This window comes from Bacteroides sp. AR20 (assembly GCF_964250605.1).
Lineage (GTDB): Bacteria > Bacteroidota > Bacteroidia > Bacteroidales > Bacteroidaceae > Bacteroides > Bacteroides uniformis.
The window spans coordinates 142194-160164 of sequence record NZ_CAXUGK010000001.1 but is presented as its reverse complement, the minus strand read 5'-3'; the positions used below and the strand labels follow the sequence as shown (position 1 = coordinate 160164).

The following is a 17971-nucleotide window of genomic DNA, read 5'->3' as shown; positions in this document are numbered from 1 at the left end:
TATGGTTATCAAAAGAACAATAGATAAAGAAATCTTGAAAGACCTGCCCAAAGCCGCTTTTCCGGGACAGATACATGTCGTACAGACACCATGGGAAGCGGAAAAGGCAGTCGCCTATCTGAAGTCCTGCCCGTTGCTGGGCATAGACAGCGAAACCCGTCCATCGTTCACAAAAGGACAGATACACAAGGTGGCCCTGCTACAGATTTCCTCAGAGGAACATTGCTTTCTGTTCCGCCTCAACCTGACGGGACTGACTCTGCCGGTTATCACATTGCTGGAAAACCCAAGCGTAACGAAAGTAGGCCTTTCCTTGCGGGACGACTTCATGATGCTGCACAAACGCGCGCCCTTCGAACAGCATGCCTGCATCGAATTGCAGGAATATGTCCGCGCTTTCGGCATCCAGGACAAAAGCCTGCAGAAGATATACGCCATCCTCTTCGGGGAAAAGATTTCGAAAAGCCAGCGCCTTTCCAACTGGGAAGCCGAAACCTTGACCGAACCGCAGAAACTGTATGCCGCCACCGATGCCTGGGCATGCCTCAACATCTACAACAAGCTGCAAGAACTGAAACGGACAGGAGATTTTGAGATAGAAGCCAATAATAATGTGGTAATGTAATGCACATTATCACATTACCACATTAATCACATTATATATATGTACAAAGTATACCTTAAACCCAATAAAGAGGAGTCATTAAAGCGTTTTCACCCGTGGGTGTTTTCCGGCGCCATCGCACATTTCGACGGAGAGCCCGAAGAAGGGGAAGTTGTTGAAATCTACACGTCCAAAAAGGAATTCATAGCCAAAGGGCATTTTCAGATTGGCAGTATCGCCGTACGCGTACTGACCTTCCGTCAAGAAGAAGAAATCAATGCGGACTTCTGGAAACGCAAACTCAGCATAGCATACGACATGCGCCGCAGTATCGGCATAGCCGGAAACCCGACAAACAACACCTATCGCCTGGTGCACGGGGAGGGAGACAACCTGCCGGGGCTGGTTATCGACATTTATGCCCGTACCGCAGTGATGCAGGCACATTCTGCCGGCATGCACCTCGACCGCATGGCCATTGCCGATGCCCTTACCGAAGTGATGGGCAGCCAGATTGACAATATCTATTACAAATCGGAGACGACCCTTCCCTTCAAGGCCGACCTCTATCCGGAGAATGGTTTCTTGAAAGGCGGCAGCACGGACAATGTAGCCATGGAGTACGGCCTGAAGTTCCACATCGACTGGCTGAAAGGCCAAAAAACCGGTTTCTTCGTAGACCAACGCGAGAACCGTTCGCTACTGGAACGTTATGCCAAAGGCCGCAGCGTACTGAATATGTTCTGCTATACCGGCGGCTTCTCCGTATATGCTATGCGTGGAGACGCCAAACTGGTGCATTCCGTGGACAGCTCCGCCAAAGCCATCGACTTGACCAACAAGAACATCGAACTGAACTTCCCGGGTGACACCCGCCATGCCGCCTATGCAGAAGATGCCTTCAAATACCTTGACCGCATGGGCGACCAATACGACCTGATAGTTCTTGACCCTCCTGCTTTTGCCAAGCACCGCGATGCTCTGCGCAATGCCCTGCAAGGCTACCGCAAACTCAATGTCAAGGCTTTCGAAAAAATCAAGCCCGGAGGTATTCTTTTCACTTTCTCGTGCTCGCAAGCCGTCAGCAAAGAAAACTTCCGCACCGCCGTGTTCACAGCCGCTGCCATGTCCGGCCGCAGCGTACGCATCCTGCACCAACTGACGCAACCTGCCGACCACCCGGTCAGCATCTATCATCCGGAAGGGGAATACCTGAAAGGACTGGTTCTATATGTAGAATAAAGGAAAAAGCAGGCTTTGTTAGCCTGCTTTTCTTAAATAGAGTTAATAAAAAGCAGAAATACGCCAAAACAGCATGTTATATAACATAAACCGTGTATATTTGCACTGTGTTTTTCATGGTATTAGATTTAAGGTTAATAAAGATTGGGTGTCTGGGATAGATACCCTTCTTTTTTTATAATACATTCCTTCCCAAAACCCATCCCTCATTAATCTCTTTCGTTGAAGAAAAAGCCGTACAGAACTTGTTTTTCTCCTAGTCTCATTGTACATTTGCATCTATTACATAATTCAAAACATAAAAAGCTAATATTATGAGCATCAAATTCCGACTCACTGCCATGCAATTCCTGCAATTCTTCGTTTGGGGAGCATGGCTGATTTCATTAGGTGGTTACATGGGCGGTACGTTACATTTTGAAGGCGGACAAATCGGAGCAATCTTTGCAACCATGGGTATAGCCTCACTGATAATGCCCGGACTGACCGGTATCATCGCCGACAAATGGATAAACGCCGAACGCCTTTATGGCATACTCCACCTCATCGGTGCCGGTGCTCTGATTTATGCTTCAACTGCCACCACATACAACCACATGTACTGGGCCATGCTGCTCAACATGCTTGTTTACATGCCTACACTATCTCTGGCCAACACCGTATCCTACAATGCGCTGGAAAGATATAAAATGGATTTGGTGAAAGACTTCCCCCCCATCCGTGTATGGGGAACGGTAGGCTTTATCTGTGCCATGTGGGCTGTGGACCTCACCGGGTTCAAGGCAAGTTCGGCACAGCTCTATGTGGCAGCCATATCGGCAGCCATGCTGGGACTTTATGCTTTCACTTTGCCAGCCTGCCCCCCCATGCGCAGCGAAGGAAAAACGATGCTCTCCGCTTTCGGACTGGACGCACTGGTGCTGTTCAAGCGCAAGAAGATGGCTATCTTCTTCTTGTTCTCCATGCTGCTGGGAGCCGCCCTTCAAATAACAAACACATACGGCGACCTTTTCCTGGGTTCGTTTGCTTCCATACCCGAATATGCAGATTCGTTCGGTGTAAAACACTCCGTCATCCTGCTCTCCATCTCGCAAATGAGTGAGACGCTGTTTATCCTTGCCATCCCCTTCTTCCTGAAACATTTCGGAATCAAGCGTGTTATGTTAATAAGTATGTTTGCATGGGTATTCCGTTTCGGGCTCTTTGCCCTCGGAGACCCGGGAAGCGGACTCTGGATGCTCATTCTCTCGATGATTGTCTACGGCATGGCATTTGACTTTTTCAATGTATCGGGCTCGCTGTTTACAGAAATGGAGGCACATCCCAGTATCCGTGCCAGCGCACAAGGCTTGTTCTTCATGATGACGAACGGTGTGGGAGCCATCATCGGAGGTTATGCCAGCGGAGCCGTGGTGGATGCCTTCTCGGTATATGCCGAAGGCGGAGGACTGGTAAGCCGCGACTGGACACCGGTATGGCTTATCTTTGCAGGATATGCTTTAGTCATTGGTCTGCTATTTGGAATGGTGTTCCGCTATAAACATAATCCGGAAAAAATAGAGAAAAACTGATTGAGAGTCAGGTTGATTTAATAGGTATGAATAAGAAAAAGATAGAACTACAAGTACTAAACATTTCCAACAGCCAGGCGCAAGCGGGTGCCTATGCCCTGGTACTGGGTGAAGTGGGTGGCAAACGCCAGCTTCCGATTATTATAGGTGCCACCGAAGCACAAGCTATGGTCATCGAGATGAAAGGTATTGTACCGCCCCGTCCGCTGACCCATAACCTATTTGCTTCCGTTCTTGAGGTGCTGGGTGTAAAACTGATGCGTATTCTTATCTATAAAGTAGACAACGGAGTATTCTACTCTTACCTTTATATGAAAGCCGAAGAAACCATTCTCCGGATTGATGCGCGTACCAGCGACGCCGTTGCCCTGGCATTGCGCATGAATGCCCCCATCTTTGTCTACGAAGACATCCTCGAAGCAGAATGTCTGAAAACCGCCGAAGGTTCCACCGACCCGATGGGAGGCAGCGAACCGGACAAAGACGAACTGCTGCAGGAAGACACGATAGGCATACTGAAAACGGCCCTGCAAAAAGCAGTCGATGAAGAGGACTATGAACGTGCCGCAAAGCTGAGAGACCAGATTAACCAACTCAAGAACAATTTATAACATGCACGTATTCTATACACCCGACATACAAGCCCACGCAGAGCTGCCCGAAGAGGAAGCCGCACACGCCGTACGCGTCTTGCGCCTGCAGGCTGGAGACGAGATTATGCTGACAGACGGAAAGGGCTGCTTCTATCGCGCCGAAATCAGTACGGCTACCAACAAACGCTGCCTGGTGAATATTCTGGAAACCCTTCCGCAAGCCCCCTTGTGGAAAGGTCATCTGCACATTGCCATGGCACCTACCAAGAACATGGACCGTACAGAGTGGTTTGCCGAGAAAGCGACGGAAATAGGGTTTGATGAACTGACATTCCTGAACTGCCGTTTCTCGGAACGGAAAGTCATCAAGACGGAGCGCATCTCCAAAATTCTGGTTTCTGCCATCAAGCAGTCGCTCAAGGCACGCCTGCCCCAACTGAATGAAATGACAGACTTCAACAAGTTCATCACACAGCCTTTTCCGGGTCAGAAATTCATCGCCCACTGTTATGAAGGCGAAAAACCGCTTTTGAAGGATATGGTACATCCCGGAGAGGACGCTCTCGTACTAATCGGTCCTGAAGGAGACTTCAGCGAAGAGGAAGTCCGGAAGGCGACGGAAAACGATTTTATCCCCATCAGCTTGGGAAAATCAAGGTTGCGTACAGAGACGGCGGCACTGGTTGCCTGCCACATCCTCAATTTACAGAATCAATGATACTCACTAAAACAAAAACTATATGAAAAAGAACCTATTCTTCCACTTCTCAGTACTGGCAATGCTCATCGTGCTGATAAGCGCTTGTTCGTCCAAAAAGCCAGAATACACCAACGTTATTCCTTCCGATGCCTCGCAAGTCATCGCTGTCAATTTAAAATCATTGGCAGACAAGGCCGGTACCAAAGATAAAGAGACTAAAGAAGCACTGCAAAAGCTGACAGATGCCTTGAAAAGCGATATGAATGCAGCTACTTTCCAACAATTGGAGGCTGTACTGAAAGACCCTGCCAAATCGGGAGTGGACGTCAATGCGCTGATTTATGTCTTCAACGCTCCCTCGTTCCCCTACACCACCATGGTAGCCAAGGTTCAAAGTGAGGATGATTTGCTGAAGCTTCTGGAAGTTACGGAGAAAGAACAGATAATCAGCCATGTGGCAGAAGCGGACGGTTACAGTTTTGCACAAATCAACAAGCGGGCATTGCTCGCTTTCACTCCTACCACGCTTATGGTGGTGAACTACACCGGCACATCGCAACTGGAAAAAGTCAAAGAAGGAATTCCCGCCTTGCTGAAACAGACCGGAGAAAACAGCATCAACAGTAACACCGCTTTCAAGAAAATGCAAAAGCAGGATGGAGACATCAATATGCTCATCTCTCCTTCCAGCCTGCTGAGTGCATACGCCAATCCGCTGAATTACGGAATATCCCACAATATCGACCTGAAAGACTTGAAGATGCTGGGAAGTCTCTCCTTCGAAAAAGGGAAAATAGAACTGAAAGTAGAGAGCTATACCGAGAACACAGAATTGAAAGCACTTTTCGAAAAGCAAATCAAAAGTACTTGTCCCATCGAAAACACGTTCTTGAAGTATTTCCCAAAATCTACCCTGGCGCTATTCAGCATAGGTATCAATGGAGAAGAGTTCTACAATGTGCTGCAAGAGAATGAGCAGTTCCGCAACGATTTCTCCATTACCAAAGCCGCTGAAGTAAAAGACTTGTTCAGTGCTTTCCACAACGACCTGACCATAGGCCTTATCAATGTAACCATGAACAGCAATCCCTCTTTCCTGGCCTATGCCAGCGTAAAGAATGATGCTCCAATGAAAGCCCTTTATGAGAAAAAGTCCGAACTGGGACTGAAACGCGGCGAAGACATCGTGAAACTGAATGAGAATGAATATGTCTATAAATCACGCGCTATCAACATATTCTTCGGTATACGAGACAAACAGATGTACGCCACCAATGACGAACTGCTGTATAAAAACGTCTGCAAGGCTGTTGACCCGTCTGTTAAAGAAACGAACTTCGCTTCCGGTCTGAAAGGCAAGCGCACAGCCTTTGTCATCAATGCGGAAGCCGTACTCGACCTGCCCGTCGTAAAAATGCTTGTTGGATTCGGCGGACAAGAGTATAGCACCTATTACTCGCTGCTCGGCAATATCTCGTATCTGGAAGCTGTCGGCACCGAGGACAAGGCAACCGTTACCCTGCAACTGAAAAATAAGGATGTAAATGCGTTGAAACAGATTGTGGACTTCATCAAACAGTTTGCAGGAATGTAATTTAAGGATTAAGGATTAGAGATTAAGGATTAATACCACTCATGAATAGGATTCACCTACGGCAAACACTACCTCAAGTGTTTGCCGACCGTGATGCCATTACCTCAGACGTATGGCATCGGGACATTACGTTCCACAAAGGGAAACGTTATCTCATAGAAGCCGCTTCGGGTACCGGAAAGTCATCGCTCTGCAGCTATATTTACGGCTATCGGCACGATTATCAGGGAATCATCAACTTTGATGAACGCAATATCCGTTCACTCTCCGTCAATGACTGGATAGATATACGCAAACACTCTCTCAGCATTCTTTTTCAGGAGTTGCGTATCTTTCCCGAACTTACCGCCATCGAGAACATACAACTGAAGAACCGGCTTACCAATTTCAAAAAAAAGAAAGAAGTCCTTACCCTCTTCGAAGCCATCGGCATTGCCGACAAGGTAAACGAAAAAGCCGGAAAGCTATCTTTCGGCCAGCAACAAAGAGTCGCCTTTATCCGCAGCCTCTGCCAGCCTTTCGACTTCATCTTCCTGGACGAACCCGTCAGCCATCTGGATGACGAGAACGGAACAATCATGGGCAGGCTGCTGACAGAAGAAGCCAGCCGCCAAGGAGCGGGAATCATAGTGACTTCCATCGGCAAACATCTGGAATTGGATTATGATGAAATTTATCAATTATAAATGTGGCTAATATGAACCGACTTGTTTGGAAACTTCTCCGCCAGCACATCAGTGTCGGACAGTTGGCAGGCTTTTTCCTCGCCAATCTCTTCGGCATGATGATTGTATTGCTGAGCGTACAATTCTATCGTGATGTCCTTCCCGTTTTTACGGAAGGGGACAGTTTCATGAAGAAGGATTATATCATTGCTACCAAGAAAATCAGTACTTTGGGCAGCTTTGCCGGGAAAAGCAATACCTTCTCCAAAGATGAGATAAAAGACCTGAAAGCCCAACCTTTCACCAAAGGGGTAGGCGCGTTCACTCCTTCCTTGTTCAAAGTCTCTGCCGGACTCGGTATGCAGGAAGCCGGTATCCGCTTGTCGACAGAGATGTTTTTCGAGTCTGTACCCGACGAATATGTGGATGTCAGTCTGGACAAATGGCATTTTGATGAAGATACCCGGATAATTCCCATCATCGTTCCGCGCAATTATCTGAACCTCTATAACTTTGGCTTTGCACAAAGCCGGAGTCTGCCGAAACTCTCCGAAGGTTTGATGAGTCTGGTACAGATGGATATCATGATGCGGGGCAACGGACGTGTGGAACAATATAAAGGCAACATTGTAGGATTCTCCAACCGGCTGAATACCATTCTCGTCCCCCAATCCTTCATGGACTGGGCCAACAAGAATTTTGCACCGGAAAAAGAAGCTGAACCGTCCCGACTTATTGTGGAAGTGAAGAATCCTACCGACACAGCCATCACCGACTATTTCCAGCAAAAGAATTACGAAACCGAAGGCAACAATCTGGATGCCGGAAAGACAACTTATTTCCTGCGCCTCATTACGGCTATCGTCATGGGCGTAGGATTATTCATCAGCATTCTGTCATTCTACATCTTGATGCTGAGCATCTTCCTGCTTCTCCAGAAGAATACGGTAAAACTGGAAAACCTGCTGCTGATAGGATATAGCCCGACGCGGGTAGCCACGCCTTATTATATACTGACAGTAGGGCTGAATGTACTGGTACTGTTCCTCTCCATCGGTTGTGTGATATGGGTACGCAGTTACTATATAGAAGTAGTCAGGAATCTCTTCCCGCAATTGGAAAGCGGGTCACTGCTTCCATGTATATTGACCGGTTGCCTATTATTTTTTGCTGTATCACTGCTGAATATTTTGGCAATAGGCAAAAAAATTATCAGTATCTGGAAAGGGGGAAAATAAAGATGGGAAAAATCCATCCAACAGATATAAAGTTCATGGTATTGTTGGTATTATGCCTCAGCATGGCATTTCCCAGCTCTGCCAATAACTTTCTATTCACTACCATTGACACCTCGCACGGTCTGAGTGATAACCAGATACGCTATATCCTCCAACTTCCGGACGGAAGAATGGTATTTACCACCACCCGGAACGTCAATCTGTATGATGGAGCCAACTTCACCTCCCTGCAGCCCACCCCCGAAGATATATATCCGCTGAAACAATACAAGGGCTTCTACCATGTCTATCTGAGCGGCGATTCCCTCTTGTGGATAAAGGATTACCAACGGCTGATGTGCATCAATCTCCATAACGAGCGATACATTGCCAACCTGGACTCCGTCTTTCAACAGAAAGGCATGCAGCATCCCATAGAGGATTTGTTTGCGGACGAACGGGGGCTTGTCTGGGTAATCAGCCATGGCGAGCTGTTACAGCCGGAACTTTCCTTCCGATTGAAACTGCCTGAAGACCGGGGAACGATACAAGACCAGACTGCAGATGACGAATCGCTGTATCTGTTCCATGACACAGGAGAAATCGTATGCTATGATGTAAAAAACGGAAAGCAACAGTATGACATTGCCGCATATCCCCGGACGGAACAAGAGAAGTTCCAAAACACCTCCCTCATACTCAGAGGAAAAAACGGGTTCTATCAACTGCGCAACGGCTCTAAAGGAGGATTTTTCCATTTCGACCTCCATAAGCGAGCATGGGAGAAGCTGATGGAAACAGACTATACCCTCAATACACTGATGATTTCCGCGGATGAGAAAGCATACATCAGCTGCATCCGTGGTTTTTGGATTATCGACCCTAAAAAGGGGACACGCCACTATATGCCCACCTTGAGGACCCGAAAGGGCAACGTCCTTGCCACAGAAATCAGTACGATTTTCCAAGACCAACAAGGGGCTTTATGGCTCGGAACATTCAACAGAGGATTGCTGTACTACCATCCGGCCCTATATAAGCACATCCACATAGACAAGAAGGATTTCCCCCTATCACTTGAAAGAAATACAGCCGTAGCAAACTTTACGGAAGACCGGGACGGCAACATATTCATAAAGGACCGGACAGCTATCTATAAGCTCGACCTACAGGAAGACGGCAACCGGATACTCATGCCGGTAGAAGCATCCACCCTGCCCAAAGAGCTACAAGGGGAATACGGTTCGGAAGCGGCATTCGTGTCACATGACGGAACGCTCTACTTCGGAGACGCTGACGGATGCAATATCTTTTCTCCCAATCCGGAGCCTCCATCTTCCAGTCTGCCCTATCCACCGGTTTTCACGGCAATCCATGTACATGGAGAACGCATCCTCCCGGGCAGAAGCTATGAAAGCCGGACTATACTACCCGAAAACTCTCCTTATGTGGAAGAAATATCATTGAACCACGACCAGAACTTCCTCACTCTCGAGTTCTCCGCATTGAATTACTTCAACCGCGAGCACACCCATTACCGCTATCAGCTGGAAGGTATCGACGCACAATGGGTAACCGCCGGCAACATGAAGCAGAGCAACGGCATTCTCCAAGCTCCCTATACCAACTTGCCACCGGGAAGCTACACCTTCAAGGTAATGGCCTCTAACGATGGAAAGCATTGGAATGAAGAGCAAACGGCCCGGATAAGCCTAACAGTCCATGCTCCCTGGTGGAAAACCGGCGTTGCATACGTCATCTATATAGTCTTGTCAATCGCCATCATTGCGGCAAGCATCCGCCTCTACATACACCGCACCCGGAAGGAGATGGAACGGAAACACAAAGAAGAAATCCTTTTGCTCCGCATCCGCAACTTGATAGAGCAGTGCAACCGTTATGAAGCGGAACAAAAGAAATCACTGGAAGGAAAAAACATAACTTGTGTACATAGCCATACCGAACCTCACCAAACAGAAAACAAGCAAGACGCATCCGAATCTGTTTTCCTGACAAAAGCTATCGAACTGGTGGAAAAGAACCTGCATGTACCCGGCTACTCCGTAGAGCAGCTAAGCCGCGACTTGTGTATGGAACGCACCGGACTTTACCGGAAACTGGTAGCCATGCTCGACCAGTCCCCCAGCCTCTTCATCCGCAACATCCGCTTGCAACGTGCGGCACAACTCATCCTGGAAGGCAGCCTCAGCATTACGGAAATCGCAGAGCGTACCGGCTTCAGCAGTTCCAGCTATCTCAGCAAATGTTTCCAGGAAATGTACGGCTGCCGTCCCTCGGAATATGCGGAGAAAATGCAGAAATCAACTTGAGTGTTGTTCCGTTTCAACAAGATTGTTGCCACCTAAAGGGGATTCAAGGCTACTTTTGCAGCATAATTTTAAAAGAACCATGAAAATGAATTTTATGAAAAGAGCCGGCTTCGTGCTGACTTGTGCAACCATGCTTGCAAACTTGTGTGCCGCCCAGAACACAGAGCGCACACCTCAAGGAATGAAATGCACCACACAAGGAATGGACATCCGTGTGGAATTCTATTCGCCTTCCATTGTGCGGGTTTACAAAACTCCCGAAGGCAAACCCTACAACAAAGAAAGTCTGGTAGTGGTCAAATCACCCGAAACGGTCAAAGTGGACTTTTCGGAGGAAGCAGGACAAACCGTGCTGAAATCTTCCATATTGAAAATTTTTGTCAATCCGGCAACCGGAGGCATCAGTTTCCATACCATCGCCGGCAATGAGCTGCTGAAAGACAAGGACTACGGCACCTCTTTTGCCGATAAGAATGATGCCGGCACTCCCTCCTATCAAGTAAGGGGCTCTTTCCTATTGGATAAAAACGAACCTATCTACGGAGTAGGACAAGTGATGGACGGCAAATTCAACCGCCGCAACTCCATGCACCACATGCAGAACGAGAACATGTTCACCTATTCTCCTTATTTCATGTCGCCTGTGAAAGGCTATGCCGTATATTGGGACAACTACTCCATTTCAGAATTCATGGATACTCCGCAGGAACTCGCTTTCCAGAGCCTGGGACACTGTGCGGACTATTATTTCATGTATGGCGGAAACGCCGACGGCATCATCGCCCAGGTGCGCGACTTGACGGGACACTCCCCCATGCTTCCGTTGTGGGCCTATGGTTTCTTCCAAAGCAAGGAGCGCTATCATACGCAGGAAGAAAGCCTGAATGTCTTGAAGAAGTATCGCGAACTACAAATTCCCATTGACTGTATGATTCAAGACTGGCGCTACTGGCCCGAATATCAGAAGACGGACAGTGCGTGGAACTCACACAGCTTTGACCCTGAACGCTTTCCCAACCCCAAGAAGTGGGCCGACGAAATACACAAGCTGAATGCCAAGCTGATGATTGTGGCATGGCCCGGCTTTGGCACCCACACAGAGCAACGCAAGGAGCTGGATGCCAAAGGCATGATTATCAATTTTGATACCTGGCCTCCACAAAGTGGCGCACGCCCCTACGACGTCTACAATCCCGAAGCAAGGGATATTTATTGGAAATATCTGAATAAAGGCATTTTCAGTTACATCGGCAACGACGGCTGGTGGCTCGATTCTACAGAGCCCGACCATATCAACCGACAAGAATCGGACTATGACCTCCCCACTCACTTGGGATCTTACCGAAGTGTAAAGAACACCTACTCACTGATGCACAACAGCGGAATAGCCTCGCATCAAAAGGCTTTGAGCAAAGACAAACGCGTTGTCATCCTAACCCGTTCCGGATTTATCGGACAACAACGTTACGGCTGCAACACCTGGAGTGGTGACGTGACCTCCACTTGGGACATGCTGGAGAAACAGATTCCTGCCGCACTGAACTACACCTTAATGGGCATTCCGAACTGGAACAGTGACATAGGCGGCTTCTTTGCCGGACGCTGGAACCAAGAAGGGGGAGCCAAGAACCCCAAATACCAAGAACTGTATGTACGCTGGATGCAGTTCGGCACTTTCTGCCCGATGATGCGTTCGCACGGTACGGAGTTGCCCCGTGAAATCTGGAACTTCGGCAAGCGTGGCGAGTGGTGTTTCGATGCCCAGGAGAAGATGATTAATCTGCGCTATCGCCTTCTGCCCTACATTTACAGCACTTCCTGGGATGTGTCCCACAATGACGGTACATTCATGCGTCCTTTAGTAATGGATTTTGCAGCAGATTCTAAAACACATGAAGTTGGCGGCGAATTTCTTTTCGGACGCTCCCTACTGGTAGCACCGGTCACCCGGCCGGAAGTGACGGAATGGTCGGTTTACCTTCCTCAAGGCGCAGACTGGTGGGACTTCTGGAGTAACGAAAAACAGCAGGGCGGACAGACCTTGAACCGCTGTGTATCGAAAGAGATTCTGCCCGTCTATGTAAAAGCCGGCAGTATCCTGCCGTTCGGTCCCAAAGTACAGTATTCCGCCGAAAAGAATTGGGACAATCTGGAGATACGCATCTATCCGGGTGCCGACGGCACATTCACCCTCTACGAGGACGAAAATGACAACTACAACTACGAAAAGGGAGCTTATTCCACCATCCGCTTCCATTGGGACGACAAGGCTCGTCGCCTGACAATAGAAGAGCGGGAAGGCAGTTTTCCGGGTATGCTGAAAAGCCGCAAGTTCAAGGTTGTTCTGGTCGGTCAGAACTCCGGTACGGGAGACCGGCCGATGAAAGGCGGAAAGACAATAAGCTATGCAGGAAAGAAAAAAAGTATAAAGCTGTAACAGTAAAAAGGAGGAACGTGTCAAAACTACCTTACTATTTTTTAGGCGCGGATTACGCAGATTTCAAGAATTCAATTTGCATAGTCCGCGTTATTCCACGTAATCCGCGCCTAATATTACAGCATAATGAAGTGGTCATATACTTTATTAAAAAGGAAACAGCAACGGCAACACAAATACCATCACCACTCCCATAATAATCTGCAACGGGAGCCCCACTTTTATATAATCCATGAATGTATATTGTCCTGCCGGCATCACCAGTGCATTGGGCGGTGTAGAGAATGGAGAAGCGAAACACATGCTTGCCGCAACCGTCACGGCAAACAAGAACGGAACGGGACTTACTCCAATCTGAACCGCACTTTGAAGAGCAATAGGGGCCATCAGCACTGCCGTCACCGTATTGCTGATGAACATGGTCATCAATGAAGTGGTGAAATAGATACCTGCCATCAACACAATAGGACCATAACTACCCAATCCGCTCACAAGACTGTTGGATATATATTCCGAGGCACCGGTTTTTTCGAGTGCAAGAGACATGGGGAGCATGGCTGCAAAGAGCACAATCGTTTCCCAGTTTATCGTTTTATAGGCGGCTTCCACATTCCTGAAACATCCCGTCAGCACCATCAGCAAGCCGGCAATCATCACCGCTGTCACCGGGGCCACGGGAATAAAGTCGAAGACCATCATGGCAACCATCAGCACCATGATAGCGGCAGCTATGGGCGCTTTATAATCCAGCGTCACTTTGGCGGCTTCTGCCAAAGGCTGCCCCAATACCACCCAATCGGAATCTTCCCTGCTTATCCGTGCGATGTCCTGCCACGCACCCTGCACCAGCAAAACATCGCCACTATGCATACGCTCACGTCCCAATTCACGTAATATATATTCCTTCTTACGACGGATGCCCAATACATTTACATTAAATTTATCACGGAACCCTGCTTCCTTCACCGTCCGGTTCACAATATTGGAAGAGGGCATCAACACGATTTCGGCGATTCCGATGTCATAAAAGTCAAGGGACTTGTCGGCTTTGGAGGCTTCTTCAGTGGTATGCCCGTCGAGCATTTCCATTAAAAAGTCTTCAGCAAAACGATTTACGTTCGACACCTCTCCCGTAATGTAAAGCACGTCGCCCACCCAAATGGTCGTATCGGGCGATGCCAATTTCTGGGTAATGGTTTTCAGGAATCTATGTTGGGAAGAGTCTACACGCCGTACTTCAATGATATTCAGACCATACTTGCGGCGTACATCCAGGTCTATGATGGTTTTTCCTATCAGACGGGAGTCATTGACAGCCCTCAAACGGAACAGATTGCTGGAAAGTCCGTACTCCTGTACCAGTTGGTCCAATGATTTGCCCGACAATGTTCCGTCATTCTTTTTACCTTTCTTGGAGAGAAACCATTTGGTCAGAGGCATTAAAACCAAAGTTCCCACTATCACGCACACAATGCCCACCGGCAAAAAGGAGAAGAAAGACAGCGGTTCAAAGCCCGCTCCCGTCAATGTATTCTGAATGACCAAGTTAGGAGGCGTACCGATAAGTGTCATCATACCGCCCATGCTGCTGGCAAAAGCCAAAGGCATCAATAGACGGCTAGGATTCATTCCGGCACTCAGTGCCAAGCTCACCACGATAGGCAGCATCAAAGCCACCGTTCCCGTATTGCTCACAAAAGCACCAATGGCAGAGGTAACCAGCATAACCAGCAAGAAGAGTTTCAGCTCGCTTTTGCCTGCCAGCTTTAAAATGCGCGAACTTATCATTTTAGCCAGCCCGGTCTGAAAAATGGCGCCGCCCACAACGAACAAGCCCACCATCATAATCACCACCGAGTTGGAGAAGCCGGAAAGGGCCTCTTCAGGAGTAAGAATCTGAAATATCAATAAACCAATCAGCGCACAAAGCGCCACAATGTCCGAACGGACTTTGCCTGCTACAAAAAAGGCAGCGGAGAGAACAAGGATAATAAGGGTAATCAGCATAAATATGTATATTAAGAATGCACAAATATACTTATTTACGCATGATCACACAACCCCTTACTACCTCAAATTACTGATTCAGAACTCGAATTTTTCCAACTTCATGGCAGCCAGCCCCTGGATTTTGGGCACCAGGGCCACAAAATGGTCTGCTTTTTCATGGGCAGACAATGACTCTGCATCTTTCCATGTTTCACAAATCATAAGAACATCGCTGCGAGTGGCGCTCTCAAACACATCATAAGCAATGCATCCATTGTCCTTCAAGGAATATGCGACCAGTTCTTTGGCAGATTCCAATACTGCGGCACGGTTCTCCGCACTTACCTGAATAAAAACATTTAATCTAATCATACTTGTATAAATTTTAAGTGCATCGCAAATTTAAGCAGAATAAATATCTCCACCAACAAAAGTAAATTGTTATTAATTCCTTTCTCGCCGGATGAACCAATCTTTGGCAAGTATGTTGTCTCATCAGAATTGATTCTAACTTTAACTATTAAAAACTGACTTGATTATGAAATGTAAAGATTCTAATTTCTGGATTGGACTGGGAATAGGTTCGGTTGCCGGTGCATTGGCCTACCACTTCTCCCGTACGGAGAAAGCTAAAAAGCTGGAAGATGCCATATGCCGTGCCATCCACAAAGCAAGTGGCGAAGCCAAGGAGTTCATCAACACTGCTGAAGAAGAAGCATTGCACGTTGGCACCAAAGTAGCAGACAAGATGGCCCATGAGGCCCATGAGGCCGCAGAGAAAGCTGACAATCTGAAAAACAAGGTTCACAATTTTGCCGATGCTAAGAAATAAAACAAGCACTTGGAAACTTCTGAAGGGGTGTGTCAAAATTCACCACAGATTACACGGATTAACACAGAATGAGCTTAATCTACTGATAATCAAAGATGCTTATCTGTGCAAATCTGTGTAATCTGTGGTGAATACCAGTTTCGACACACCCTCTTTGCATATCGACCCATCAGTTCTGCAGACTGCGCCGATTCAAAATATCATTCATATGCTCCAATGCCCATCCTACCAAAGATTCAATATGCGGCATCAGGCTACATCCGGTTTCTGTAAGGTTATACTCCACACGGGGAGGAACTTCCGCATAGACTTTCCTGACAATCAGCCCGTCCGTCTCCAATGAGCGCAATGTAACCGTCAACATCCGCTGGGAAATATCCCCTATGGTTTTCTGTATATCGCAAAAGCGCATCGTTCCATTCGCTTTCAGTGTGACCAGCACAAGCATTGTCCATTTGTCTCCCAACCTGCTCAGTACATCCCGTACCGGACAAGCATCCATACGATGAAAATTTTCCATTCCTTTATTTTACCAATCAGTTCAACCTCAGCAATGGCGACTCTATGCTTAGTGTCCGGCATTGCACCACAAAAGTAATAAACTTACTCAAAATAACTATCGTTTCATACAATAATAAAAACATTCTTTATACTCATAAAAGCATCCGTCTCATCCGGATTATTTGTATGTTTGCAACATCATTTCCCATTCATATGTAACTGCAAGACTCTTATGAACGTAAAAATAGAAGAAAGCTGGAGAAAACGCCTGCAAGAGGAGTTTGACAAACCTTATTTTGAGAAGCTGGTAGCATTTGTAAAAAGTGAGTACGGGCATGCCAACGTGCTACCTCCCGGCCATCAGATTTTCCATGTCTTCAACTCTTGCCCGTTCGAAAAAGTGAAAGTCGTCATACTCGGACAAGACCCTTATCCTAATCCCGGTCAGTATTATGGAGTCTGCTTTTCCGTACCGAAAGGAGTAGCCATTCCCGGTTCTCTGACAAACATATTCAAGGAAATACATCAGGACCTGGGAAAGCCCATTCCGACTTCCGGAAATCTGGACCGTTGGGTAGCGCAAGGCGTGTTTCCTATGAATTCCGTCCTCACAGTACGTGCCCACGAAACCGGCTCGCACCGGAACATGGGATGGGAAACCTTCACAGACGCTGTTATCAAGAAACTGAGTGATGAACGGGAGAATCTTGTATTCATGCTTTGGGGAGCGTACGCCAAAGAAAAAGCCGCTTTAATCAATAGCAGCAGACACTTGATTCTGACTACCGTCCATCCGTCCCCACGTTCTGCCGAATACGGATTCTTCGGTTGCAGGCACTTCAGTAAAGCCAACGATTTCTTACGGAGCAGAGGGATACAAGAAATTGACTGGTAACACGCTACAATACTCCGCTGACTCCGCTTCCAAACAAAGCAAAGTCCCCCAGGCACGGGTCATCCGGAAAGGCCTCTGCCAGAGCTTCAGTAATCCGGCGGGCATTCTTCAAAGAAAATGTTTCTGTCTCGGTGAGTCCCAAAGCATAGGCCACACGGCAGACATGCGTGTCCAAAGGCACAATCAGGTCCCTGCAATCAAATCTCTCCCAAATACCAAAATCCACTTCCGGACCTTTCCTTATCATCCAGCGCAAAAACATGTTCAGTTTCTTTTGGGGGCTCTTTGCCGAGACTTCCAAAAATGCACATAACCTTTCCATCGGATTACCGGCATACGTACATAAGGCATCCTCCAGACTGTCAAAAGCAGAATAGGCAGCATGCAAACGCCTGAAATAGGAATGAAAGTCAGCATAAGAAAGCATTCGGTAAAAACTGCTTCTGTCCGTAGCAGGGAAGTCATTCTTCCATCGGCAGGACAACACGTATTGATGAGGTGATACCCCCATCAACCTATGCAACTCATCAGCCTTTTTCAATATCTGCTTACGGTTGCCGAAACTCATGATGGCAGTCAGCAGCCCACTGATTTCAATATCCTGCTTCCGTTCATAGCGATGTGGAAACTGTACGGGGTCGTTCTGAATGAAGCCGGCGCAATGATAGGCCGCCGCCCACTCCCAAAGTTGTCTTTTAATCTCCTCGGTCATCTGCAAGCATTTGTTTTTTCATCTGAAATGCAAAGATATTGCAAATCGAATGCAAAACTTTCATGCTTGCACGAAAAAGTTGTGCCGGG

16 protein-coding genes are annotated in these 17971 nt (G+C 47.6%); 12 read left to right on the top strand and 4 right to left on the bottom strand.

Going from position 1 to position 17971, the window contains the following annotated elements; translation table 11 throughout:
* Position 1: 1 nt before the first annotated feature.
* The 10 genes from ACESTD_RS00630 (at position 2) to ACESTD_RS00585 (ending at position 12953) form a co-directional block, all read left to right on the top strand.
* Entirely contained in the window at positions 2-625 is a 624-nt protein-coding gene (locus ACESTD_RS00630; protein WP_005832934.1) for a 3'-5' exonuclease, read from the top strand.
* A 39-nt stretch (positions 626-664) separates the two neighbouring features.
* Positions 665-1846 (top strand): class I SAM-dependent rRNA methyltransferase, encoded by a 1182-nt coding sequence (locus ACESTD_RS00625; protein WP_005826914.1) that lies wholly within the window; start codon positions 665-667, stop codon positions 1844-1846.
* Between the two features lie 314 nt (positions 1847-2160).
* Positions 2161-3417, top strand: a complete 1257-nt coding sequence (locus tag ACESTD_RS00620; protein WP_005832935.1) for a nucleoside permease — start codon at positions 2161-2163, stop codon at positions 3415-3417.
* 26 nt (positions 3418-3443) lie between these two features.
* Positions 3444-4028 carry a bifunctional nuclease domain-containing protein gene (locus ACESTD_RS00615; protein ID WP_373158584.1) on the top strand — a complete coding sequence of 195 codons (585 nt, stop codon included), beginning with the start codon at positions 3444-3446 and terminating at the stop codon, positions 4026-4028.
* Between the two features lies 1 nt (position 4029).
* Complete coding sequence (locus ACESTD_RS00610) at positions 4030-4728, top strand: 16S rRNA (uracil(1498)-N(3))-methyltransferase (RefSeq protein WP_373158583.1); 699 nt, start codon at positions 4030-4032, stop codon at positions 4726-4728.
* A gap of 22 nt (positions 4729-4750) precedes the next feature.
* A complete protein-coding gene (locus ACESTD_RS00605) occupies positions 4751-6304 on the top strand; it encodes a DUF4836 family protein (protein ID WP_373158582.1) in 1554 nt (517 codons plus the stop codon).
* 41 nt (positions 6305-6345) lie between these two features.
* Complete coding sequence (locus ACESTD_RS00600) at positions 6346-6990, top strand: ATP-binding cassette domain-containing protein (protein WP_258985559.1); 645 nt, start codon at positions 6346-6348, stop codon at positions 6988-6990.
* 11 nt (positions 6991-7001) lie between these two features.
* Entirely contained in the window at positions 7002-8207 is a 1206-nt protein-coding gene (locus tag ACESTD_RS00595) for a hypothetical protein (RefSeq protein WP_098031958.1), read from the top strand.
* Positions 8208-8209: 2 nt separating this feature from the next.
* A complete protein-coding gene (locus ACESTD_RS00590) occupies positions 8210-10516 on the top strand; it encodes a helix-turn-helix domain-containing protein (RefSeq protein WP_098031957.1) in 2307 nt (768 codons plus the stop codon).
* 85 nt (positions 10517-10601) lie between these two features.
* On the top strand, positions 10602-12953 hold the full coding sequence (locus ACESTD_RS00585; protein ID WP_173675097.1) for a TIM-barrel domain-containing protein: 2352 nt from the start codon (positions 10602-10604) through the stop codon (positions 12951-12953).
* Between the two features lie 147 nt (positions 12954-13100).
* On the opposite strand, the gene ACESTD_RS00580 is transcribed toward ACESTD_RS00585, so the two are convergent.
* Together ACESTD_RS00580 and ACESTD_RS00575 are read right to left on the bottom strand one after the other, a co-directional pair.
* The gene (locus tag ACESTD_RS00580) at positions 13101-14960 is read right to left on the bottom strand and encodes an SLC13 family permease (protein ID WP_005826934.1); all 1860 of its coding nucleotides are present in this window, start codon (positions 14958-14960) and stop codon (positions 13101-13103) included.
* A 78-nt stretch (positions 14961-15038) separates the two neighbouring features.
* Positions 15039-15314 carry a putative quinol monooxygenase gene (locus ACESTD_RS00575; protein WP_005826936.1) on the bottom strand — a complete coding sequence of 92 codons (276 nt, stop codon included), beginning with the start codon at positions 15312-15314 and terminating at the stop codon, positions 15039-15041.
* Between the two features lie 166 nt (positions 15315-15480).
* Between ACESTD_RS00575 and ACESTD_RS00570 the strand changes: the two genes are divergently transcribed.
* Positions 15481-15774 (top strand): YtxH domain-containing protein, encoded by a 294-nt coding sequence (locus tag ACESTD_RS00570; protein ID WP_035449063.1) that lies wholly within the window; start codon positions 15481-15483, stop codon positions 15772-15774.
* A gap of 169 nt (positions 15775-15943) precedes the next feature.
* On the opposite strand, the gene ACESTD_RS00565 is transcribed toward ACESTD_RS00570, so the two are convergent.
* Complete coding sequence (locus ACESTD_RS00565; protein WP_009038044.1) at positions 15944-16294, bottom strand: helix-turn-helix domain-containing protein; 351 nt, start codon at positions 16292-16294, stop codon at positions 15944-15946.
* Between the two features lie 213 nt (positions 16295-16507).
* On the opposite strand from ACESTD_RS00565, the gene ung reads away from it, so the two are divergent.
* The gene (gene ung / locus ACESTD_RS00560; RefSeq protein WP_057097525.1) at positions 16508-17170 is read left to right on the top strand and encodes a uracil-DNA glycosylase; all 663 of its coding nucleotides are present in this window, start codon (positions 16508-16510) and stop codon (positions 17168-17170) included.
* Positions 17171-17174: 4 nt separating this feature from the next.
* On the opposite strand, the gene ACESTD_RS00555 is transcribed toward ung, so the two are convergent.
* Complete coding sequence (locus ACESTD_RS00555) at positions 17175-17882, bottom strand: TIGR02757 family protein (protein ID WP_022401173.1); 708 nt, start codon at positions 17880-17882, stop codon at positions 17175-17177.
* Positions 17883-17971 lie beyond the last annotated feature (89 nt).